Annotated in this window: 22 protein-coding genes; 15 read left to right on the forward strand and 7 right to left on the reverse strand. The window is 58.7% G+C overall.

Going from position 1 to position 22,847, the window contains the following annotated elements:
• Positions 1-45 precede the first annotated feature (45 nt).
• Positions 46-798, reverse strand: a complete 753-nt coding sequence (gene cutC / locus AC6I8A_RS11370) for a copper homeostasis protein CutC (RefSeq protein WP_497818508.1) — start codon at positions 796-798, stop codon at positions 46-48.
• Between the two features lie 85 nt (positions 799-883).
• Here cutC and AC6I8A_RS11375 point away from each other — a divergent pair, with 85 nt between their 5' ends.
• Positions 884-2,023, forward strand: coding sequence for a MalY/PatB family protein (locus AC6I8A_RS11375; RefSeq protein ID WP_497818509.1), 1,140 nt, complete (start codon positions 884-886; stop codon positions 2,021-2,023).
• Here AC6I8A_RS11375 and AC6I8A_RS11380 read toward each other — a convergent pair.
• On the reverse strand, positions 2,020-2,580 hold the full coding sequence (locus AC6I8A_RS11380; RefSeq protein WP_497818510.1) for a VOC family protein: 561 nt from the start codon (positions 2,578-2,580) through the stop codon (positions 2,020-2,022). The genes AC6I8A_RS11375 and AC6I8A_RS11380 overlap by 4 nt on opposite strands.
• Before the next feature lie 311 nt (positions 2,581-2,891).
• Here AC6I8A_RS11380 and AC6I8A_RS11385 point away from each other — a divergent pair, with 311 nt between their 5' ends.
• The 6 genes from AC6I8A_RS11385 (at position 2,892) to aroQ (ending at position 9,233) form a co-directional block, all read left to right on the forward strand.
• Positions 2,892-3,014, forward strand: coding sequence for a hypothetical protein (locus AC6I8A_RS11385; RefSeq protein ID WP_007889544.1), 123 nt, complete (start codon positions 2,892-2,894; stop codon positions 3,012-3,014).
• 169 nt (positions 3,015-3,183) lie between these two features.
• Positions 3,184-4,914, forward strand: a complete 1,731-nt coding sequence (gene argS, locus AC6I8A_RS11390; RefSeq protein WP_256696633.1) for an arginine--tRNA ligase — start codon at positions 3,184-3,186, stop codon at positions 4,912-4,914.
• 394 nt (positions 4,915-5,308) lie between these two features.
• Positions 5,309-6,688 carry an MFS transporter gene (locus AC6I8A_RS11395; RefSeq protein ID WP_061718574.1) on the forward strand — a complete coding sequence of 460 codons (1,380 nt, stop codon included), beginning with the start codon at positions 5,309-5,311 and terminating at the stop codon, positions 6,686-6,688.
• A gap of 18 nt (positions 6,689-6,706) precedes the next feature.
• Positions 6,707-7,966, forward strand: coding sequence for a gallate dioxygenase (locus AC6I8A_RS11400; protein ID WP_256696634.1), 1,260 nt, complete (start codon positions 6,707-6,709; stop codon positions 7,964-7,966).
• On the forward strand, positions 7,966-8,805 hold the full coding sequence (locus AC6I8A_RS11405) for an amidohydrolase family protein (protein ID WP_497818948.1): 840 nt from the start codon (positions 7,966-7,968) through the stop codon (positions 8,803-8,805). Before AC6I8A_RS11400 ends, AC6I8A_RS11405 begins: the two co-directional genes overlap by 1 nt.
• The gene (gene aroQ / locus AC6I8A_RS11410) at positions 8,802-9,233 is read left to right on the forward strand and encodes a type II 3-dehydroquinate dehydratase (protein ID WP_256696636.1); all 432 of its coding nucleotides are present in this window, start codon (positions 8,802-8,804) and stop codon (positions 9,231-9,233) included. Before AC6I8A_RS11405 ends, aroQ begins: the two co-directional genes overlap by 4 nt.
• On the opposite strand, the gene AC6I8A_RS11415 is transcribed toward aroQ, so the two are convergent.
• A complete protein-coding gene (locus tag AC6I8A_RS11415; protein WP_192234128.1) occupies positions 9,234-10,460 on the reverse strand; it encodes a LysR family transcriptional regulator in 1,227 nt (408 codons plus the stop codon). It lies immediately after the preceding gene.
• A gap of 130 nt (positions 10,461-10,590) precedes the next feature.
• Here AC6I8A_RS11415 and galB point away from each other — a divergent pair, with 130 nt between their 5' ends.
• The 8 genes from galB (at position 10,591) to AC6I8A_RS11455 (ending at position 18,054) form a co-directional block, all read left to right on the forward strand.
• A complete protein-coding gene (galB, locus tag AC6I8A_RS11420; protein WP_061718569.1) occupies positions 10,591-11,331 on the forward strand; it encodes a 4-oxalmesaconate hydratase in 741 nt (246 codons plus the stop codon).
• Positions 11,328-12,041 carry a 4-carboxy-4-hydroxy-2-oxoadipate aldolase/oxaloacetate decarboxylase gene (locus tag AC6I8A_RS11425; protein WP_497818511.1) on the forward strand — a complete coding sequence of 238 codons (714 nt, stop codon included), beginning with the start codon at positions 11,328-11,330 and terminating at the stop codon, positions 12,039-12,041. Before galB ends, AC6I8A_RS11425 begins: the two co-directional genes overlap by 4 nt.
• A 3-nt stretch (positions 12,042-12,044) precedes the next feature.
• Positions 12,045-13,133 carry a 4-oxalomesaconate tautomerase gene (locus tag AC6I8A_RS11430; protein WP_436331998.1) on the forward strand — a complete coding sequence of 363 codons (1,089 nt, stop codon included), beginning with the start codon at positions 12,045-12,047 and terminating at the stop codon, positions 13,131-13,133.
• 3 nt (positions 13,134-13,136) lie between these two features.
• Positions 13,137-14,021, forward strand: coding sequence for an NAD(P)-dependent oxidoreductase (locus AC6I8A_RS11435; protein WP_436331997.1), 885 nt, complete (start codon positions 13,137-13,139; stop codon positions 14,019-14,021).
• A gap of 116 nt (positions 14,022-14,137) precedes the next feature.
• On the forward strand, positions 14,138-14,593 hold the full coding sequence (locus AC6I8A_RS11440; RefSeq protein ID WP_061718565.1) for a GlcG/HbpS family heme-binding protein: 456 nt from the start codon (positions 14,138-14,140) through the stop codon (positions 14,591-14,593).
• Between the two features lie 15 nt (positions 14,594-14,608).
• The gene (locus AC6I8A_RS11445) at positions 14,609-15,136 is read left to right on the forward strand and encodes a sugar dehydrogenase complex small subunit (RefSeq protein WP_497818512.1); all 528 of its coding nucleotides are present in this window, start codon (positions 14,609-14,611) and stop codon (positions 15,134-15,136) included.
• Positions 15,129-16,730 (forward strand): GMC family oxidoreductase, encoded by a 1,602-nt coding sequence (locus AC6I8A_RS11450; protein ID WP_497818513.1) that lies wholly within the window; start codon positions 15,129-15,131, stop codon positions 16,728-16,730. Before AC6I8A_RS11445 ends, AC6I8A_RS11450 begins: the two co-directional genes overlap by 8 nt.
• A 10-nt stretch (positions 16,731-16,740) precedes the next feature.
• A complete protein-coding gene (locus tag AC6I8A_RS11455) occupies positions 16,741-18,054 on the forward strand; it encodes a c-type cytochrome (protein ID WP_293793395.1) in 1,314 nt (437 codons plus the stop codon).
• A gap of 45 nt (positions 18,055-18,099) precedes the next feature.
• On the opposite strand, the gene flhE is transcribed toward AC6I8A_RS11455, so the two are convergent.
• From flhE to cobA, 4 genes are all read right to left on the reverse strand, one after another.
• Positions 18,100-18,507 (reverse strand): flagellar protein FlhE, encoded by a 408-nt coding sequence (gene flhE, locus AC6I8A_RS11460; protein WP_497818514.1) that lies wholly within the window; start codon positions 18,505-18,507, stop codon positions 18,100-18,102.
• Positions 18,507-20,594, reverse strand: coding sequence for a flagellar biosynthesis protein FlhA (gene flhA / locus AC6I8A_RS11465; RefSeq protein ID WP_008110540.1), 2,088 nt, complete (start codon positions 20,592-20,594; stop codon positions 18,507-18,509). The genes flhE and flhA overlap by 1 nt, the downstream gene beginning before the upstream one ends.
• Positions 20,587-21,738, reverse strand: a complete 1,152-nt coding sequence (gene flhB / locus AC6I8A_RS11470; RefSeq protein ID WP_256696644.1) for a flagellar biosynthesis protein FlhB — start codon at positions 21,736-21,738, stop codon at positions 20,587-20,589. The genes flhA and flhB overlap by 8 nt, the downstream gene beginning before the upstream one ends.
• A 268-nt stretch (positions 21,739-22,006) precedes the next feature.
• Positions 22,007-22,837: a uroporphyrinogen-III C-methyltransferase gene (gene cobA / locus AC6I8A_RS11475; RefSeq protein WP_497818515.1), complete on the reverse strand. Its 831-nt coding sequence runs from the start codon at positions 22,835-22,837 to the stop codon at positions 22,007-22,009.
• Positions 22,838-22,847: the final 10 nt, after the last annotated feature.

The raw sequence follows: 22,847 nt of genomic DNA on the forward strand, positions 1-22,847 counted from the left end.
CACGTCATTTGAGCTGGCGTGCTGCGCGGCAAAATCGGGGAGAATTCAGGCTACCCGGACGGCGCTCATCTGCGTCATGCTTTTCATAGCTTCAACCACATCACCATCAACGCAATAGCGACTGAATTCATCGGTTTCCGCTTCGGAGCACATTGAAACACCGGCTTTACGGTAGCGCATCGGCGAAGGGACTAAACGGCTGGCGGAGCTGTGAACTTCCTGCAATCCACTGTCGATGAACTTCTGGATGTTGCTCAAACGGACGCCCGCACCGGCCATAATAATCGGACCTGTGCTGTGTTCATTTAGTTCCCGTAATAATGCAATTCCTGCTTCGGCGCTCTGTTGCTGGCCAGACGTCAGGATGCGCGCGATGCCTAAATCAGCCAGCACCTCAAGCGAGCGTTTTGGACTGTGGCATAAATCAAAGGCGCGATGGAAGGTGACGTCCATGCCGTCACACAGCGTCATAATCTGCTTCATACGAGCGATATCGACATGCGCATCTTCATCCAGCATGCCAATCACTAAGCCGGGGAAACCGAGTTCACGCATGAGCGCCACGTCCGATTTCATCGACTCAAACTCATAGTTGGTGTAGCAAAAATCGCCGCCACGCGGACGGACGATAGGATGTACCGGGATCGAAATTTCACGACGTGCCGCTTCCAGCACGCCGGCTGAAGGCGTCAACCCACCTTCGCGCGGTGCGCTGCACAGCTCCACGCGATCGGCACCGGACAGCTGCGCAGTCATTGCGCAGTCGATGCCGTAGCAACAAATTTCCAGTTTCGTCATACCATGCTCCTTCTCATGACTTCTGGCTCGGGATGAATGCTTCAGTTAGTCTACTTAATTGGACAGTTTACGTGGAACTCGCACTATGGCATTCGATTTTAATCAATGGATAGACCGTCGTCACAGCGATAGTTTGAAATGGCACAAATATGGTGATCGCGATGTGCTGCCGCTCTGGGTCGCGGACAGCGATTTCCGTTCGCCGCCGAGTGTGATTGAGGCCATTAAACAGCGTGCTGAGCACGGCGTTTTTGGCTATGGCGCAACGCCAACCGGATTGATTGATATCACCCTTTCCCGTTTAGCGCAGCGCTACAACTGGCAGATTGAGCCGGACTGGATTGTGTTGTTGCCTGGCGTGGTGTGCGGTTTGAATCTTTCGGTCCGCGCATTCACGGAATCGGGCGAATCCACGGTTTCCCCAACGCCGATTTATCCGCCGTTTCGCGGTGCAGCAAGACTGGCCGATCGCGCGCAGGTGCATTCACCGCTGCGTTTACAGGACGATCGCTGGGTGATGGATCTCGATGCCAGCGCCATGCAGGGCAATGAGCGCCTGCTGATGCTGTGTAATCCGCAGAATCCAGGCGGCACGGTTTATCGTCGTGACGAGCTGGAAGCCCAGCTGGCGTTTGCGCAGCAGCATGATTTGATCGTCTGCTCGGATGAAATCCACTGCGATCTGTTGCTGTCACCCGGCGCGCAACACATTCCGTTTGCAGCATTAAGTGAAGATGCCGCACAGCGCAGCATCACGCTGATCTCGCCATCGAAAACCTTCAATATTGCCGGATTGGGCGCCTCGATGGCGATCATTCCCAATCCAGAGTTGCGCGCGCGCTTCAAACGCGTGCGCGAAGGCATTGTGCCTGGCGTGGATATTCTGGCGCTGGTGGCGGCCGAAGCGGCGTGGCGCGATGGCGATGAGTGGCTGGCGGCGCAGCTGGATTATCTGCGCGCTAATCGCGACTGGCTGGTGGCGCAGGTCAATGCGCTGCCAGAACTGCAGATGGCCGCGCCGGAAGCGACTTATCTCGGTTGGATCGACGCCAGCAAACTGGATGTCGCAAGCCCAATGGACTACTTCGAACAGCACGGCCTCGGTTTTTCACCGGGTCACGATTTTGGCGACGATAATTTCGTGCGCTTCAACTTTGGCTGTACGCGCGCCACGCTGAAACAGGCGGTGGCGCGTTTGCAGCAGGCGGTAGCAGCGCGCCGTTAAGCCTGCTCGCTGGCGACAATCTCTTCCAGTCGCCACGGATGAAACTTGATGGTGGTTTGCCCATCCGTCACCGCCAGTGTCGGATTGGGCAAACGCTCATTCTTACCTTTAGGCGCGCTGGTTTTGAACGAGATGCCCGGCTGCGTCAGCGCATCATCCGAGAGCAGCGCCATCGCGCGCACACCCAGCGTTTCCGGTTCACCGCGCAGCACAATCTCCACGTGTTCCCACCCTTCATGGCGATACAGTTTCTCACCCGGCCACGGCAGTTCAATCACATCGATTTGCCAGCCCGCGAGGTTCAATGGCTGATGCAGTTTGAACAGGCAGATCGGGCGACCATTGATCATGGCCTCAGAAAACTGCGTGCCGATTTGCAGCAGTCCGGTTTTCCAGCGTTCTGCCGTCGCATACTGGTGGCAGCGCACCGCGACGTGATCGGCTTCATGTTCAGCCAGGTTAATGCCTAAACGTTTAGCAAACAGCGCCAAAGAGTGCTCAAAACGAGCCAGGTCTTGTGTTAAATCATCCAATTCCATAGGAAAGTTGGTCCGCATCACGTTTTACCTCTAATTCAGTTCAGGTTTACTAATCAATATGAAATTTGCTAGCCGTTGATTCCGCTTGACAAAATTGTCGGATTCATCCGATTTAGGCGTCAAAAAGGCTGAAAACCGCATAAATAGACCATTCATTTCGGATTTATCGTCAAAACAGGTCCAGCAGTTACTTTATGAAAGTAGCTTAACCTTCTGTTATTATTCAGGATAGTTAATACAATGAGATAACTCTTATTTAAGTTGCAAACAATTGCAGCCTGATACCCTTTCTTATAAATTTGTGTTTCACAACTACAAGGAACGGCCTTATGTCTATGCTCATTGTTGTCGCGGTCCTGATTGCATTAATGGGATTTGCAATTTCCCGCCATTGGAAGGTGCGTGAAGACAAAAGCGTTAAAAATCCTCGTCGTCACCCACGGCGCCGTTAATCGGCGCTGAGGGTCCGATGTACGTCTCACTCAATACCGAATAGCTGACTCACTTTAACATTTCACGTATACTTCCCCTCTTATTTTTCCGTCCCGCCGCGCAGTTGCGGGATGACGACATCGGCTCGCCGCCTACAGGCGGGCCTTTTCAGCATATGAAGGTAACGCGGTGAATATTCAGGCTCTTCTTTCCGACAAAGTCAGTCAGGCAATGATTGCGGCGGGTGCGCCTGCCGATTGCGAACCTCAGGTTCGTCAGTCTGCGAAGGTACAGTTCGGTGATTACCAGGCAAACGGTATGATGGCCGTGGCGAAAAAGCTCGGTCAGGCACCGCGACAACTGGCTGAGCAGGTAATTCAGCATCTGGATCTTAACGGCATCGCCAGCAAAGTCGAAATCGCCGGTCCCGGCTTTATCAATATCTTCCTCGATCGTGCATGGCTGGCGGCGCAAACCGCACAGGCGCTGCAGCTGCCGCGCCTCGGTGTGAGCAGTGTCGCGCCGCAAACTATCGTGGTGGATTACTCCGCGCCCAACGTGGCGAAGCAGATGCATGTCGGTCACGTTCGCTCCACCATCATTGGTGATGCCGCGGTGCGTACGCTGGAGTTCCTCGGCCACAAAGTCATCCGCGCCAACCACGTCGGCGACTGGGGCACGCAGTTCGGTATGCTGATTGCCTATCTGGAAAAGCAGCAGAACGAACACCATGAAGAGATTGCGCTGGCTGACCTGGAAGCCTTCTACCGCGAAGCCAAAGTGACCTACGATGCCGACGAAGCTTTCGCTGAACGCGCACGTAACTACGTGGTGAAACTGCAAGGTGGCGATGAATATTGCCGCAGCATGTGGAAGAAACTGGTCGATATCACCATGAGCCAGAACCAGCTGGTCTATGACCGCCTGAACGTGACGCTGACGCGCAACGATGTGATGGGTGAAAGCCTGTACAACGACATGCTGCCGGGCATCGTCGCCGACCTGCGTGAAAAAGGGTTGGCGGTGACCAGCGAAGGCGCCACGGTAGTTTTCCTTGATGAGTTCAAAAACAAGGAAGGCGAACCGATGGGCGTGATCATTCAGAAGAAAGATGGCGGCTATCTCTACACCACCACCGACATCGCCTGCGCCAAATACCGCTTCGAAACCCTGCATGCCGATCGTGTGCTCTATTACATCGATTCCCGTCAGCATCAGCATCTGCAGCAGGCGTGGACCATCGTGCGTAAAGCCGGTTACGTGCCGGAATCGGTACCGCTTGAGCATCACGCGTTCGGCATGATGCTGGGCAAAGATGGTCGTCCATTCAAAACCCGCAGCGGCGGCACGATTCGCCTCGCCGATTTGCTGGATGAAGCCGTCGAACGCGCGCATGCGTTGGTCAGCGAGAAGAATCCAGAGATGTCAGCGCAAGAGCTGAAAGATCTGTCGGAAGTGGTGGGTATCGGCGCAGTAAAATACGCTGACCTGTCAAAAAGCCGCACCACCGATTACATCTTCGACTGGGACAACATGCTGGCCTTCGAAGGTAACACCGCGCCTTACATGCAATACGCCTACACGCGCGTGCTGTCGGTGTTCCGCAAAGCCGGTATTGATGCCGATAGCCTGAGCGGTGACATCGTGCTGACCGAAGAGCGTGAAGCGCAGCTGGCTACGCGTCTGCTGCAGTTCGAAGAAGTGATTACGCAGGTCGCTCGCGACGGTACGCCACACGTGATGTGTGCTTACCTGTACGATCTGGCCGGCCAGTTCTCCGGCTTCTACGAACATTGCCCAATTCTCTCCGCCGAGGACGAGAACATCCGTCAGAGCCGTCTGCAGCTGGCCGCGTTAACCGCGAAAACGCTGAAGCAAGGTCTGGACACGCTGGGCATCAAAACCGTCGAGCGCATGTAATATCCATAGCGGAGAGCGCCGCAAACGGCTCTCCGCTGCTTTCCATCTTCCTTCCTGTTAAACATCCCCCTTAATCTGCTCTGAACTTGGCTTTTCTCCAGCCCAATATCTGCAATTTCTCTCGCTTCATACGCTTTCTCAATTTTCCGACACAGCTCACCAAATAAACAAAACTCATACCTTCATAACCATTTTATGGCAGACAAAGTCGCATGCCATCCCTAATTTGGTAATGGAAGCAAGACAGTTGAAACATGCAACAAGCTGTTTTAAAAGCTAAAAACTATAAAACTTACCCCTGCAATCGGGTTAAAGTGATGCCCCCGGCCCATGTCAGGGCGGAATAAAATCTCAACCCGATAACGTCATTAATAAAAAAATCAGAGCGTATCCTATGAGCAATCACGACATTATCGATGTAAAAGGCTGGATCGACGCCCGCCCGATCACCGGATACCAGTGGCTGACCCTCAGCCTGTGTTTCATCATCATCATGTTTGATGGCTACGACGCGGCAGCGATGGGTTTCATTGCGCCCGCGCTAATTGAAGACTGGGGAATCAGCCACGCGGAAATGGGGCCGATTCTCGGCGCTGCGATGTTCGGCGTGGCGATTGGCGCGCTGATCGCCGGTCCGTGGTCCGACAAATTCGGCCGCAAGCGCGTGCTGCTGTTGTCGATCGCCGTCTTCGCCTGCTTCAGCCTGATGAGCGCCTTCGCCCGTACGCCGCTGGAAATGGGCGCGTTACGTTTTCTCACCGGCCTTGGTCTCGGCGCGGTGATGCCCAACTGCGTCACGCTGGTGTCGGAATACATGCCGGAACGCCGCCGCAGCCTGATGATCACCGTGATGTACAGCGGGTTTAATATCGGTTCCGGATTGGGCGGATTCATCGCCGCCGGCATGCTGCCGCACTTTGGCTGGCAAGCGGTGCTGGGTTTGGGTGGCCTGTTGCCGTTGCTGATGTTGCCACTGCTGCTGTGGCTGCTGCCGGAATCGGCGATGTACATGGTGGTGCGCAAAGTCAGTCGCGACAAGATTGCAGCCGTGCTCAAACGTCTCGGCGGCGAATTCTCCGCCGGTACCGCCTTTGTGCTCAATGCGCCGATTATCCCGAAAAAAGCCCAGGTGCTGCAGCTGTTCAGCCGCGGCTATGCGGGCGGCACGGTGGTGTTGTGGCTCACCTACTTCATGGGTCTGTTCGTCATCTACCTGCTGAACGGCTGGCTGCCAACCATCCTGCGTTCTGGCGGCGTAACGCTGGAGCGCGCGGCGATTGTCGCGGGCTTGTTCCAGCTCGGTGGCACCTTTGGCGGCCTGATGGTCGGCGGATTGATGGACCGTTTCAAAGCGAAATACGTTATCGCCCTGTTCTATCTGCTGGGCAGCTTCTGCCTGGTGTCGCAGGGCATCTGGAGCTTTGGCCCGAATGTGCTGGCGCTGCTGGTGTTCCTCGCTGGCGTCTGTATCAACGGGGCGCAAACCGGATTGCAGGCATTTTCTCCGGCCTTTTATCCCACTGAAATGCGTGCCACCGGCGTGTGCTGGATGCACGGCATTGGTCGCAGCGGCGCTATTATCAGCTCTTCACTGGGCGGCGTGCTGCTCGGCGTGTTCCCTGGGCAAACAGCCATTTTTATCGTTTTGTCGCTCCCGGCAGTTTTAGCGGCACTTTCCATCACCCGACATCACCCTGCACAGGTGGCCCGTCAGGTTAAAGGCATCGACCTTAATGACCTGCCGTCCCTGTCGCGTACCCTCAATAATCGATGAAGTAGAGGTCAAAAAATTATGGCTAAAATCATAGGCGGTTTAGCGGTTTCTCATACCCCCACCATTGGCTTTGCGGTTGATCACAACAAGCAGCAGGAAGGCGCATGGGCTCCGATTTTCGATGGTTTTGCGCCGATGCAGCGCTGGCTGGAGGAGAAAAAACCGGACGTGCTGCTGTACGTGTTTAACGATCACGTCACCTCCTTCTTTTTCGATCACTATTCGGCCTTTGTGCTGGGCATTGATGACGAATATGCCGTGGCGGACGAAGGCGGCGGCCCGCGCGATCTGCCACCGGTAAAAGGCCATGCGGCGCTGTCACAGCACATTGGTGCCAGCCTGATGGCAGATGAGTTCGATATGTCATTCTTCCAGGACAAAGCGCTGGATCACGGCCTGTTTTCGCCGCTGTCGGCGCTGGCACCGTGGCAAGGCGGCTGGCCGATGCAGGTGGTTCCGCTGGCGGTCGGCGTTTTGCAGTTTCCGATTCCGACGGCGCGTCGCTGCTATAAACTCGGCCAGGCACTGAAGCGCGCGGTGGAGAGTTTCCCGGAAGATCTGAAAGTCGCGGTGGTGGCGACCGGCGGCGTTTCACATCAGGTTCACGGTGAGCGCTGCGGCTTTAACAATCCCGAATGGGACGCGCAGTTTATCGATCTGCTGATCAACGATCCCGAACGTCTGACTGAAATCACTCTGGCGGAATACGCTACGCTCGGCGGCCTGGAAGGCGCGGAAGTGATTATGTGGTTGATCATGCGCGGCGCGCTGTCGGCCAACGTCGAGAAACTGCATCAGGATTACTATCTGCCTTCGATGACCGGTATCGCCACGTTGATCCTCGAAAACCAGTCTCGTGAAGCGCCAGTTGATGTGCATCAGCGTCAGCGTGACAAGATCAACCTGCAAATGAGCGGCGTGGAAAAACTGCCCGGCACCTATCCGTTCACCCAGGCGCGCAGCCTGAAAGCGCTGCGCATCAACCGCTTCCTGCACCGCATGATTCAGCCAGAGTGGCGTAAGCGTTTCCGCGAAGCTCCGCAGGCGCTGTATCAGGAAGCCGGGCTGAGCGCTGAAGAGCAAACGCTGATTACCCAGCTCGACTGGCGCGGCATGATCCATTACGGCGTCAGCTTCTTTCTGCTGGAAAAACTGGGTGCGGTGGTGGGCGTGTCTAACCTGCATATCTACTCGGCGATGCGCGGCGAAACGCTGGAACAATTCCAGCAGACGCGCAATCAGCAGGTGCTCTACTCGGTAGCGGGGAAAAAAGAGTGATGTTCGCGCAACCGGTTATCGACTGCCATCACCACGTTTTTGATCCAGTAAACTTTCCCTGGGCGCCCGAAAGTGCCTACAACCCGGACGGACACGAGCTGGCGACGCCGGATTACTATCGCGCCGTGATGCAGGCCTACAACATTCGCCACTCGCTGATTGTCGGCCCGACGTCGGGCTATAACACCGACAATCGCTGCCTACTGGATACCATCAAGCGCGGCGAAGGACGCTTCAAGGGCATTGCCGTCACGCCGCGAGACGTGGATAGCGACACGCTCGCCAGCCTAAAAGATCAGGGCATCGTCGGCATTGCGCTGAACGTGGCGATGCTCGGCACCGAGCCGTTTCTCCAGCTTGATGCTCTGATGGGCAGGCTGGCGGAGCTGGATCTCTTTGCTCAGATTCAGGTGCAGAACGATCAGTTAATGGCGCTGATGCCGCTGCTGTCACGCACCCGCACGCGCCTGCTGATCGATCACTCCGGCCGACCAGACGTCAGCGCAGGCTTAGCACAGCCGGCCTTTCAGGCGCTGCTGTCGCTGGCCGGTCAGCAGCGCACCAGCGTGAAACTTTCCGGGCTGGCGAAATTCTCCCGCCAGCCGTATCCCTTCAGCGATGGACATCCCTATCTGCTGGCCTTGCTGGACGCTTTCGGCGCGGAAAATTGCATGTGGGGATCGGACTGGCCTTTCCTGCGCGCCACTGAACGCATGGATATGGGCACGCAACTGCTGCTGATCGAACAGCTGATCCCCGATGAAAACAGTCGCCGTCAGGTGCTTTGGCACACACCACAACGGCTGTTTGGTTTTACTGATTTACAGGAGTCACGATGAGAACCATCTATGTATTGAACGGCCCGAACCTCAATCTGCTGGGCACCCGTGAGCCAGCAACCTACGGCTCCGACACGCTGCAAAGCGTGGAAGCGCTGTGCCGCGCAACGGCGGAAGAGCTGGGCGTGGCGATTGAGTTTCGCCAGACCAACCACGAAGGTGAAATGATTGAGTGGATTCAGCAGGCGCGTTTCGAGGCGCAGGCGCTGGTGATCAATCCGGCGGCGTGGACGCACACCTCAGTAGCGATTCGCGATGCGGTGACCGGCGTGGCGTTGCCGCTGTGGGAAGTACATATTACCAACGTGCACAAGCGTGAGCCCTTCCGTCACCACTCCTATCTCTCCGATGTCGCGCAGGGCGTGATCTGCGGTTACGGCATTCGCGGTTACCGCTATGCGTTGATGGAAGCGGCGCGCACCGGCTGATTATTGGTCCTGCCCGCACACTTCACGCAGGCAGCGGATCAGCGCATCCGCTGCCGGTGAGTGCAGACAGCCCGCCCGCACCGTCAGCCCGATGGCGCGATCGGTATCCGGTAACGGAACCGGTAGCGCCACCAGCGCGCCGGACGCCAGTTCCACTTCCAGCTGGTGCGCGGAGACCGCCGCCAGCATATCCGACTGCATCAGCAAGCCGCGCACCAACGCCAAATCGCCGGTTTCCACCACCGGATCGGGTGCCGGAATGCCCATCGCCTGAAAACTGTTATTCAGCAGATATCGCGCTGGCGTGGCCGAACGCGGTAGCACCCAACGCGCAGCGCGCAGATCTTCGGTAGAAAGCTCACGCCCGACTAATGGATGATCGTGACGCGCCAGCAGCACCATGCGTTCCGAGAACAGCGTCTCGCGCGTGACGTCCAGCGCATCTTCATCGCGGCGCAGCGCGCCAAAGATAAAATCGATATCGCCGGAGCGCATCTCCGAGGCCAGCACGCCAAAGGCGCTTTCACTGGTTACCACACGCACGCCCGGATAACGCGCCGTCAGCATCACGATCGCCTGCGGCAGGATGCGCGTGCGTCCCAGCGGCAATGCGCCCACGCGCACCGTTCCCTCAAGTATCCCGCTGCGCGCGGCGATATCGGCCGGAATGTGGCGCAATTCATTCAGCGCACGCCGCACGTTGGCTTCAATTTCACGTCCGGCCAGCGACGGCATCATGCCGTGCGGCGTGCGCTCCAGCAGCGCGATGCCCGCGCCGTTTTCCAGCACGCGCAGCGCGGCGCTCACCGCTGGCTGGCTCAGTCCGAGACGTGCCGCCACCGTCTGCATATGCCGCGTCTGACACAGGGTGATAAAAATTTGCAGCCGACGTACGTTAAACAACCACAGCGGTTCCGCATCGCTGCGCTGTGCGCCGCGTCCCTGCAATTTTGCCAGCCGCTGCGGCACCTGATGCAGCTCCTCAATCGCCCGCAACGCGCGCGGCAGCACGCATTTACCGAAGTCAGTCAGCATCATGCCACCGGCATGACGTTCAAACAGCGTCACGCCTAAGGTGAGCTCCAGGTCGCGAATGGCGCGGGTAATGGCCGACTGGGTGCGAAATAATTCATCTGCCGCCCGCGAGACACTGCCTTGTGCCACCACCTGACTAAATGCCCTGATTTGCATCAGGTTTGTCAGCTCCTGCGTGCCCTTTTCTGCCATCTTTCCCTGCCCCTTTTCGCCACCGATCGATGTCGCAATATAAATAAAACGCATACCTGCTGCAATTAAATGAATTATCGCCGCCAGGTTGGCAGTGACAGCATGGAAAAAAACAGCGGAGGAGTATGCCATGACTAACAACACCCCCAAAAAAACCGCGCTGGTGGTCAGCGCTCACTCAGCGGATTTCGTCTGGCGCGCCGGCGGTGCCATCGCGCTGCACCATGCGCAGGGCTATGACGTTCACGTTGTCTGCCTCTCGTTTGGCGAGCGCGGCGAGTCGGCCAAGCTGTGGCGAAAAGGAGAGATGAGCGAGGCGAAAGTCAAAGCCGCCCGCCGCAGCGAGGCGCAGGCCGCCGCCGAGATTCTCGGTGCCAGCATTGAATTTTTTGACCTCGGCGATTATCCGCTGCGTGCCGATAAAGAAACCCTGTTCCGCCTTGCCGACGTCTATCGCCGGGTGCTGCCGCATTTTGTTCTGACCCATTCGTTGCAGGATCCCTACAACTACGATCACCCAATGGCCACGCATCTGGCGCAGGAAGCGCGCATTATCGCCCAGGCCGAAGGCTACCGTCCGGGCGAAAAAATTGTCGGTGCGCCGCCGGTTTACTGCTTCGAACCGCACCAGCCTGAGCAGTGCAACTGGAAGCCGGATGTGCTGCTGGATATCACCTCGGTGTGGGACAAAAAATATCAGGCGATTCAGTGCATGGCCGGGCAGGAACATCTTTGGGAATACTACACGCGCGTGGCACAGCAGCGCGGCGTGCAGGCCAAGCGCAACGTCGGGATTACCACCAGCCGCGACATCATTTATGGCGAAGGCTATCAGAGCATCTTCCCGCGCGTAACCGAGGATCTGGCATGAGCATCATCGCGAAAAAAGGCGTCGCGGTGCGCCACATTCCCCGCACGGCAACCGCGGATATCGACGCGCTGGCGCGCTTTGGCGTCGCTACCGTGCACGAAGCGCAGGGCCGCAAAGGCTTGCTTGATCCCGCTATTCGTCCGATTCAACAGGATTGCGCCATCGCGGGCAGCGCGGTCACCGTGCTCGTGGCACCAGGCGATAACTGGATGTTCCACGTCGCGGTGGAACTCTGTCAGCCGGGCGATGTGCTGGTGGTTGCGCCAACCTCGCCGTGCAGCGACGGCTTCTTCGGCGACCTGCTGGCGACCTCGCTACAAGCGCGCGGTGTGCGTGGACTGGTGGCGGATGTCGGTGTGCGTGATAGCCGCACGCTGCGCGAGATGGGCTTTGCCGTCTGGTCGCGCGCGGTGTATGCGCAAGGCACCGTCAAAGAGACGCTCGGTTCGGTGAACGTGCCGCTGGTATGTGCCGGGCAGCTGATCTGGCCGGGTGATGTGATCGTCGCCGATGACGACGGCGTGGTGGTGGTGGCACGCGATGAAGCCGCCAGCGTGGCAGCCAACGCGCGTCAGCGTGAAGAACTGGAAGAGAGCAAACGCCTGCGTTTAGCGGCCGGTGAGCTGGGGCTGGATATTTATCAGATGCGCCCGCGCCTGGCGGAAAAAGGACTGCGCTATCTCGACACGCTCGATCAACTGGAGGAGTAAAGCATGCGCCAGCGTCGCATTCCCTGCTTACTGATGCGCGGCGGCACCTCCAAAGCCGCCTGCTTTCTGGCCCAGGATCTGCCCGCAGATCCTGGGGCCCGCGATCGGGTGCTGCTGGCGGTGATGGGATCGCCCGATATCCGCCAGATTGACGGCCTCGGCGGGGCCGATCCGCTCACCAGCAAAGTGGCGATCGTCAGCGTTTCGCGTCGGGACGATGCCGATGTCGATTACCTGTTTGCCCAGGTCAACGTCGATCAACCCCGCGTTGATTACGGGCAAAACTGCGGCAATATCCTCGCCGCCGTCGGGCCTTTCGCCGTGGAACGCGGGCTGGTAAAGGCAGGCAATCAGCGCACCCGCGTGCGCATTTTCATGCAGAACACCGGGCAGATCGCCGAAGCAGCATTCGCCACGCCCGACGGTGAAGTCGACTATGACGGTGATCTGCGCATTGATGGCGTACCCGGCAGCGCAGGCGAGATCGCCCTCACCTTCAAAGACATTGCCGGATCAAGCTGTGGCGCGCTGCTGCCGACCGGTCAGCCGCGCGATCGTTTTGATGGCATTGATGTCACCTGCATCGACAACGGCATGCCGGTGATTTTAATCCGTGCGGCAGATGTCAATCGCAGCGGCTATGAAAGCCGCGACGCGTTAGACAGCGATAGCGAGCTCAAGCAGAGGCTGGAGTCGATTCGCCTACAGGCCGGGCCGCGGATGAACTTAGGGGATGTCAGCCAGCGTACGGTGCCCAAAGTCACGCTGCTGGCCGAAGCGCGTCACGGCGGCGCGATCAGCTCACGCACCTTTATTCCGCATCGCTGCCACGCCTCGATTGGTGTACTTGGCGCGGTGAGCGTTGCCAGCGCCTGCCTGATCCCCGGCAGCGTCGCCGACGGACTGGCGCGCACCAGCCAGCAACCTCAGCAGCGTCTGAGCGTGGAACATCCCAGCGGCGAATTCAGCGTATTGCTGCAGCGCGAAGGCGATAACCCGCTGGCGGGCTGTGGTCTGCTGCGCACCGCGCGCGCCATTTTTGCCGGTGACGTCATGATTCCGGCGGCGGTCTGGCCCTTCAGCAAGGAGTAAATAATGAACATCACCTTCATCGGTTTTGGCGAAGCGGGCGGCATTCTCGCCCAGGACTTACAGGCGCAGGGCAACACGGTGACGGCGTGGGACCGCAAAGCCCTCGCGGCAGAAACCCTGCCCGCGCTGCAGCAAAAAGCGCAACAAGGCGGCGTGCGATTGGCCGCTTCACTGGCGGACGCGCTGCAGGATGCCACGCTGGTGTTCTCCACCGTTACCGCGTCGCAGGCCCTCAACGTGGCGCAGCAGGCGGCCGCGCTGTTACAGGCTGGGCAGCATTTTCTCGATCTCAACTCGGTAGCACCGCACACCAAACGCGCCGCAGCTGAAGTGATTAACGCCGCAGGTGCCAGCTATATCGACGTGGCGGTAATGGCACCGGTGCCACCCAAGCGGCTGGCGACGCCGCTGCTGATTGGCGGTGCGCAGGCTGAACAGGTGCAGCCGCTGCTGCAACAGTTGGGCCTCAATAGCCGTTTGCTGGGTGGCGAAGTGGGTGAAGCCTCGGCGATTAAAATGTGCCGCAGCGTGATGATCAAAGGCCTCGAAGCGCTAACCACCGAATGCCTGAGCGCGGCGCGCCAGTACGGCGTAGAGCAAGCGGTGCTCGATTCGCTACACGCCAGTTTCCCGTCGCTGGGCTGGAACGATCAGCTGCCACACTACCTGATCAGCCGCGTGGCGGAGCACGGCCAGCGACGCGCTGAAGAGATGCAGGAAGTGGTGAAAACGCTGCAGGACGTCAAGGTATCGGCCGCCATGAGCGCAGCGATTGTTACCACCCAGCAAGGGCTGGTGGATGCGTTAAACGCCCGTGCCCTGCGTTATCAACAACTGACACCGTTCGTTTGGCAAGAGACGCTGGATAAGATCTATCCACCTCAATGAGTTATACGTCTAAAGGTATGCGTTTTGTTTATCGGCAATTGTTTACATTTTTGCAACGGCGTAGCGTAAGCGAGACGAGAAGCAGGTTTCAAAACAATAAATATCGGAAGCAAAACATGAAGATTAGAGCATCTGTCGCCCTTTCCCTGCTACTGGCAGCGGGTATTGGCCAGGCCAGCGCAGCCGCGCTGGACGCCAGCCACACCAACCAGGTTATCACCAGTGTCAAAAACAGCATCAGCGCCCAGCACAGCACCGGCTGCGTGGCGGTGGTTGATGCCAGCGGCACGCTGCTGGCCTTCCAGCGCCTTGACGGCGCGTCGCCGGGCTGTGTCGATGCCGCGATTGGCAAAGCGCGCACCTCGGCGCTGTATCACGCTCCTTCCCTGAAATTTATGCAGCGTCTGCAGAGCGGCGAAACCACCGTGCTTGCCATCCCGCACGCTGTAGCGCTCGGCGGCGGTTTCCCGCTCACGCTGCAAAATGAAGTGGTCGGCGCGGTCGGCGTCAGCACCCCTAAACAGGATCTGGATAACCAGGCTTCAGAGGCTGCCGCTCAGGCGCTGAAATAACGTTCGGGAATTTCCATGATGACTCTTTCACGCCGCCGGTTGCTGACCGGCACGGCGAGCCTGCTGGTGGCTGGCGTCCTGACGCAGGCGCTTCCCGGCAGCCAGGCTCTCGCCTCGCCGCCGCTGGCCGCCGCAGTCGCGCCTTCTGCCAGTTTCACTGCGATTTCTGCCCGATTAACCGGACTGGACCAGCCGGATGCCCTGCTGGCGCAGCGCCTCTACAGCTGGCTGCACGACCACTTCCCGCAGCTGGATAGGCAGCTCGATACGTTCAACGCGCTGCTGCAACAGCAACCCGCCGCCAACGGCAGCAGCCTGCTGGCGCTGCTGAATACGCAGCCTAAAACCCTTAACGATCTTTATCAGGCGCTGGTTTCCGGCTGGTATCTCGGCGTTGTTGGCCCGCTGCCGCGCCCGCAATGCATCGCTTTTGAGAATATCGTCAGCTATCAGCTGCTGCGCGATTCCCTGTTACCGCCGAGCTACGCGCCGGGGCAACCTAACTTCTGGACGCAGCCGCCTGCAAGGAGAGCACATGTCTGATTCATTAAGCGCCGATGTGGTGGTGATTGGCGCCGGGATTGCCGGTTCACTGGCGGCGTTAAAGATGGCCAAAGCCGGCGCATCGGTATTGATGCTGGAGTCCGGCCCGGAGATTAAACGCGATCAGGCGGTGGAGTATTTCCGCAACTCGCCGTTCAAGGGCGATTTCACCGAACCTTATCCGCCGCAGCCGTGGGCGCCGCAGCCGAAATTTATCCCCAGCGATAACAATTACCTGATTCAGAAAGGCCCGGATCCCTATCGCGCCCAATATCTGCGCGGCACCGGCGGCACCACATGGCACTGGGCTGGACAAGCGTTCCGCCTGCTGCCAAACGATATGCGCATTCAGTCGCTGTACGGCATTGGCCGCGACTGGCCGATCAGCTATGACGAGCTGGAACCCTATTACTGCGATGCCGAATATCAGATGGGCGTTTCCGGCGACAGCGATCTGGCTTCGCCGCGTTCACGCCCTTATCCGCTGCCGGGCATTCCGCTGCCGTACGGCTTCGATCGTCTGAAGCAGCGACTCGGTCCGCTGGGTTATGAGGTCGGCATTGGCCCGCAGGCGCGCAACAGCATCGCCTACGACGGTCGCCCGGCCTGCTGCGGCAACAATAACTGCATGCCGGTTTGCCCGATTGACGCGCAGTATCACGGCGGTATCGCCGCACGTAAAGCGCTGGATGCCGGCGTAAAAATCGTTACCAACGCGGTAGTGTTTCGCATTGAGGCCGACGACAAAGGCACCATTCAGGCGGTGCACTATCTCGATCAGAACAAAGCGCGCCATCGCGTGACCGGTAAACAGTTTGTCCTCACCGCCAACGGCATCGAAAGCCCGAAAATCCTGCTGCTCTCCACCAGCGATCGCTACCCGAACGGCATCGCCAACAGTTCCGGCATGGTGGGCCGCAACCTGATGGATCATCCAGGATCGTCAGTGGAGTTCTACGCCGATGAGCCGGTGTGGTTTGGCCGTGGGCCAATGCGTCCCGGCAGCATCAACAACATGCGCGACGGCGATTTCCGTGGTGAGCGCTCGGCGCTGCGTATCGACCTCGCCAACACCTCGCCGGTGCGTTATCTCACCGAACGTCTGGTGCGTCAGGGCTATTACGGCAAGGCGCTTAACGACAAACTGGCCTTCCAGGCCGAGCGTTTTGTTCAGCTCAAGTGTCTGCTGGAGATGCTGCCGGAGCCGCAGAACCGCGTCACGCTGAGCAAAACCGAGAAGGATGCCTGGGGCATTCCCCGCCTTGAGGTTTACTACAGCTTCCCGGAATACGTGCATCGCGGCTATGACCAGTCGATGATCGACTTTCAGCGCATGGTGAAAGAGATGGGCGGAACGGAAGCGGTTTACAGCAAGCGCGGCGTTTACGACAACAACCAGCACATCACCGGCACCATGATCATGGGCAGCAATCCGCAGGATTCGGTGGTGGACGATCACTGCCGTACTCACGATCACCCGAACCTGTTTATCGCCGGTACCGGCATTATGCCGTCGGCCTCGACGGTTAACTCAACGCTGACCGGCACCGCGCTGGCGCTGCGTATGGCCGACAGCGTTCTGGCAAGCTTGTAAGGAGCACCCGATGAAACCTGTATTTATTCAGGCCGCTATCGCGGTGGTCCTGATGCAGTGCGCCATGGCGCAGGCGGCGGACAATGCCGCCCAGATTAAGCGCGGCGAGTATCTGGCGCGCGCCGGTGACTGTACCGCCTGTCACACCGCTACCAACGGCCCGCTGTTTGGCGGCGGCTTTGCGGTCAGTACGCCTTTTGGCCAGATCTGGGGCAGCAATATCTCCTCCGATAAGCAGTACGGTATTGGCAGCTGGAGCGACGATCAGTTCGTGGCCGCAGTGCGCGACGGCATTGGCAAAAACGGCGAGCAGCTCTATCCGGCAATGCCGTATGACTCCTTCACCAAAATGAAGCGCGACGATGTGCTGGCCATCAAAGCCTATCTGCTGTCGATGCCGCCGGTGCATCAGGCTTCACCGCAAACCGACCTGCCGTTCCCGTTCAACCAGCGCTGGGGCATGCGCTTCTGGAAGTGGTTTAACTTTGATAAAGGCGAATTACAGAACGATTCACAGCAGAGCGCGCAGTGGAATAACGGCCGCTATCTGGTTGAAGCGCTGGCGCACTGTGGCACCTGTCATACGCCGCGTAATCTGACCATGGGCATGGACAACGATAAAGCACTGGCGGGCGGCGATCTCGGCGGCTGGATGGCGTACAACATCACGCCGGATAAGCAGGCAGGCATCGGTGACTGGAGCCAGCAGCAGCTGGTGACCTACCTGAAAACCGGGTTTGTTGCCAATAAAGCCAGCGCCTCCGGCCCAATGGCCGAAGCGATTGAACACAGCCTGCAATATCTGCCGGAGAGTGATCTGCAGGACATCGCCACCTATCTGCGCAGCGTCAAGCCGCAGCCGGACGCGCAGCAAACCCGTGCGCGCGACAGTTGGGGACAACCTTCCACCGCGCTGATTGCACTGCGCGGTGCCGATGATGCGACCCGCAACGCCCAGCCCGGCGCGGTCGTGTTTGCCGGTAACTGTGCCAGCTGTCACGGCGCGGAAGGTGCGGGATCGGGCAGCGATTTCCATGCCTATCCGTCACTGTTCCATCACACCAGCACCGGCGCGGCAGATGCGCTGAACGTGGTATCGGTGATCCTCAACGGCGTACATCGCCACATGACCGAGGGCGAAGTGTTTATGCCGCCTTTTGCCCCTGAACTGAGTGACCAGCAGGTGGCGGATGTCAGTAACTTTGTGACCCAGCAGTTTGGTAATCCGACGGCGGCCAAGGTGGATGCGAAGCAGGTTAAGGAATTAAGAGAGGATGCAAAACTGGCTTCACCTCCGATTTACGGTCAGGGAGATAAGCCTTAATTAACGCACTCGGCGGCGCAGGATGCGCCGCCGATGTAGCACGCGTTACTGATAATTTACGGTCACTTCACTGCTCACCACGCGCAAGCCCGGCGGCAATGCGCCCTTCCCCTGAAAGCCAAACGCCAGATGCAGCGTCTCTTCCGCCGCCACGTTGGCTAAGCCACGCGTACTGCCGCTAGCACCTTCAATCTCGACACAACGATCGCCCGCGCACAAACGTACCAGCAACCCCGAAGGCGCAGGACGGCTGAGCTGATAACGCCAGTTCACCAGTGAGATGTTGCCCGGCGCGCTGGAGGGCGCGCGCAGCGCTGGCGTCATCAGCCAGTTACCGCGTACGCCCATGCTCGGGCCGCTGGCGCTGGCGCTCCAGGCACCGCTGGCCGCATCGACAGCGAGCGGCAGCGCCATCATCGGCAACATCATCAATGCCCAGCACCAGCGACGCATTACTTGCCTCCAATGGTGGCGGTCATACGGATTTGACGGTTGTCGGTCAGCTCCATATTCGACAGCACAATCAGCTGCGGCAGGTTGCGGCGCAGGAAACGCGCCAGCAGCGCACGCAGCGGATGATTGACCAGCAGCACCGGCGGCGCGCCCGCCATCTCTTGCTGCTGCAGTGCACCTTGCGCCTGCACCAGTAAGCGATCCGCCAGACCCGGCTCAAGGCCGCCGCCACCCTGCAGCGCCTGCAGCAGCAGACGTTCCAGCGTAGCGTCGAGGCCAATCACCTGCACTTCGCCGTTGCCAGGGAACCACTGTTGGGTAATCGCCCGTCCCAGCGCCACACGTACCACGCTGGTCAGCTCTTGCGGATCGTTCTGCACCGGCGCATGTTCCGCCAGGGTTTCAATAATGGTGCGCATATCGCGAATCGAGACGCGCTCGGTCAGCAGGTTTTGCAGCACTTTGTGCAGCGTGGTCAGGGTAATGACGCCTGGCACCAGATCTTCGGTCAGCTTCGGCATCTCCTGCGTGACGCGATCCAACAGCTGCTGCGCTTCCTGACGGCCAAACAGCTCGCTGGCGTATTGCCCAATCAGGTGATTGAGGTGCGTCGCCACCACGGTACTGGCTTCAACCACGGTAAAGCCCTGAATCTGCGCCTGCTCTTTCAGGGCGCTGTCGATCCAGATCGCCGCCAGACCAAAGGCCGGATCGACGGTCGGCTCGCCCGGCAGCGAACCGGCGGCGGTGCCCGGGTTGATCGCCATCCAGCGGCCAGGATAGGCATCGCCGCTGCCAATTTCCACGCCTTTCATCAGGATGCGATAACGCGCGGGCGGCAGCTCCATGTTGTCACGGATATGCACCACCGGCGGCAGGAAGCCGACCTCCTGCGCCACCTTCTTACGAATACTGCGGATACGCCCCAGCAGTTCGCCGTTTTGCAGGTGATCGACCATCGGAATCAGGCGATAACCCACTTCCATGCCGAGTGAATCTTCCAGCTGCACATCGGTCCACGACGCTTCCACGGTGGCCGGCGTTTCCTGGGTTTTCACCAGGCTTGAGGCTTCGGTTGGTTTCTTCGGCTGCATTTCGCGTCCGCGTAACCACCAGGCCAAACCCAGCAGCGCAGCGGTAAACAGCAGGAACACCAGGTTTGGCATACCCGGCACCAGGCCGAGCAAACCAATCACGCCGCCACTCAGCATCAGCACGCGCGGGTTCTTGAACAGCTGGGTCACCATCTGCTCGCCGACATCCTGATCGGTGCCCACGCGGGTGACGATGACACCCGCCGCGGTGGAGATCACCAGCGCCGGGATCTGCGCCACCAGGCCGTCACCAATGGTTAACAGCGTGTAGGTTTCGCCCGCATGGCCGAGATCCATGCCGTGCTGCACCACGCCGACCAACAAGCCGCCGATGATGTTGATCACCATGATCAGGATACCGGCGATGGCGTCACCACGAACAAACTTACTCGCACCGTCCATCGAGCCGTAGAAATCGGCTTCCTGCGTCACTTCCGTACGGCGCTGTTTGGCTTCCTGTTCGCCAATTAAACCGGCGTTGAGGTCGGCATCGATCGCCATCTGTTTACCTGGCATGCCATCCAGCACAAAACGCGCGCCGACTTCAGCGATACGTCCCGCACCCTTGGTGATGACCATGAAGTTGATGATAACGAGGATGATGAACACCACGATACCAATGGCGAAGTTACCGCCAACGAGGAAGTGACCAAAGGCTTCCACCACGCGTCCGGCGGCATCGGCACCGGTATGGCCTTCCAGCAAAATGATACGCGTTGAGGCGACGTTCAGCGCCAGACGCAGCAGCGTCGAGAACAGCAGAATGGTCGGGAATGCGGCGAACTCCAGCGTGCGCTGGGTGAACATCGCCACCAGCAGCACCATGATTGACAGCGCAATGTTGAAGGTGAACAGCAGGTCAAGAATGAATGCGGGTAACGGCAGCACCATCATCGACAGGATCAACATGATCAGTACCGGTCCAGCCAGCACCTGCCATTGCGTGTCTTTAAAGTTGCCCGGTAAACGCAGCTTCTCGGCTAAATTAGCCATCGTTAGTGTTCTCTCCTGCAAAGTCCATGTCTGCCGGAACCGGCAGGTTTTTTGGTTTGTTTGGAATCAGGCCGCCTTCGCGCTTCCAGCGTCGCAGCTGCCAAACCCAGGCCAGCACTTCTGCCACCGCGCCATACAGCGCGCCGGGGATGAACTGACCAATTTCTGTGTGTCGATACAACGCACGCGCCAGCGGCGGTGCTTCGAGAATCGGGATACGGTGCTCTTTGGCGAGCTCACGAATCTTCAGTGCGATATCGCCGGCGCCTTTGGCAATCACTTTCGGCGCACTCATCTTGCCTTCCTGATACTTCAGCGCCACCGAGTAGTGCGTTGGGTTAGTGACGATGACATCGGCTTTCGGCACATCAGCCATCATGCGACGACGGGCGGCGGCGCGCATCGCCTGACGAATGCGCCCTTTGACGTGCGGATCGCCTTCGTTCTGTTTGTGTTCGTCACGAATTTCCTGGCGCGTCATCTTCAGCTTTTTGAAGTAGCTATAAAGCTGCCAGAACACGTCAAAGCCGACCATCGGGAACAGGCCGAGCATGATCAGCCCGCAGCAGGCGGCGATCATTGATAAACCATGATGCAGCGCGTTGATCGGCGATTCGCTCATCAAACGCAGCATCTCTTGCCAGTGGCTCCAGATGTACCAACCGGCGACGATGCCCACCAACACCGCTTTCATAATCGACTTCACCAGCTCAGCGGCAGTTTGACCGGAGAACATGCGGCCGATTCCGGTCAGCGGGTTAAGCTTTTTGAGATCGAACTTGATGGATTTACCGCTGAAGTTAAGGCCGCCCAGCGCCATCGGTCCAGCAATCGCCACCACCACTAAGCCGCCCATCAGCGGTAGCAGCGCGATCACCGCCTGCTTAATCAGGCTGCCGATGTGGCCGATGATGACTTTGTCATCGCTGACCATGCCATGGTCAAAACGAAAACCGGTGGCGACCATGCTCGCCAGACGCTCCGCCATGCTGTTGCCGCCAATCCACAGGATCAGCAATCCAATCAACAGCATCATCACTGAAGTCAGCTCGCGCGAACGCGGAATCTGCCCCTCCTCACGCGCTTTTTCAAGTCGGTGGGGCGTGGGCGATTCTGTTTTGTCCTCGTTGCTCTCTTCAGCCACGACATACCTCAGCTGGCAGGAATTCTGAGCATAGAATGCCAAAACCCCGTCAGGCTAAAGCGCGGATTAAAGGGGGGAAATGTGAGCTTATTTAGCCATAAGTGAAATTGTGGGCTGATGGGTCGCCATAAATGACGAAACGCCGCTCAGTTAAGCATTAGTTTGCATATGTATGCAGGTGCGCATGAATGCACACCCTACGAAAAGCGCGCTAATCCTTTGTAGGGTCGCCATTTATGGTGACCGAAAGATGCTTAACTGACGTGCATTACGCCATAAATGGCGCCGCGACCTTACTCGAATGTGCGTTAATGCTGACCGGATGGCGATAAAAGCGCACCACGTCACCAATCAACAATAACGCCGGTGATTGTGCTTGTTGCACCTCAACGGTATGTGCCAGCTCAGCCAGTGTAGTGATCATCACCCGCTGATCGGCGCGCGTGCCGTTCTCAATAATGGCTACCGGCGTCTGCGCGCTGCGGCCCTGCGCCTGCAGCTGTGCGCTGATGCTGGCACTCCATTTCAGCCCCATATAAAACACCAGCGTCTGGTTGTCGGCGGCGAGGCTAGCATCATCCAGCTGCGGTTCACCGCTTTTGCCGTGACCGGTAATGAACCGCAGCGACTGTGCGCAATCACGGTGCGTGAGCGGAATGCCGCTGGCTGCCGCGCATCCGGCGGCGGCGGTAATACCCGGCACGATCTGGCAAATGATTCCCGCCTGTTGTAGATAGAGCATCTCTTCACCGCCGCGCCCGAAAATAAAGGGATCGCCACCTTTGAGCCGCACCACTTGCCGCCCGCTGCGGGCTAAATCCACCAGCAGCTGATTAATTTGCGCCTGATTCAAACCGTGGCTGCCGGGCTTCTTGCCGACATCAATCGCCAGCGTCTCCGGCGGCACTTCCGCCATGATCGCCTCGCTCACCAACCGGTCATACACCACCACATCGGCGCTGTTGATCAGCCGCCATGCTTTTAAGGTGAGCAGTTCTACGTCCCCCGGCCCGGCCCCAACCAGCCAGACGCCACCTTGCGCTTGTTCGCCGTCACGCGGATTAAACAGCTTGTCGAGGGATTCACTGGCTTGCGTCATGATGTTTTCC

The organism is Pantoea sp. X-Soil-ISGK-275 (genome assembly GCF_059730795.1).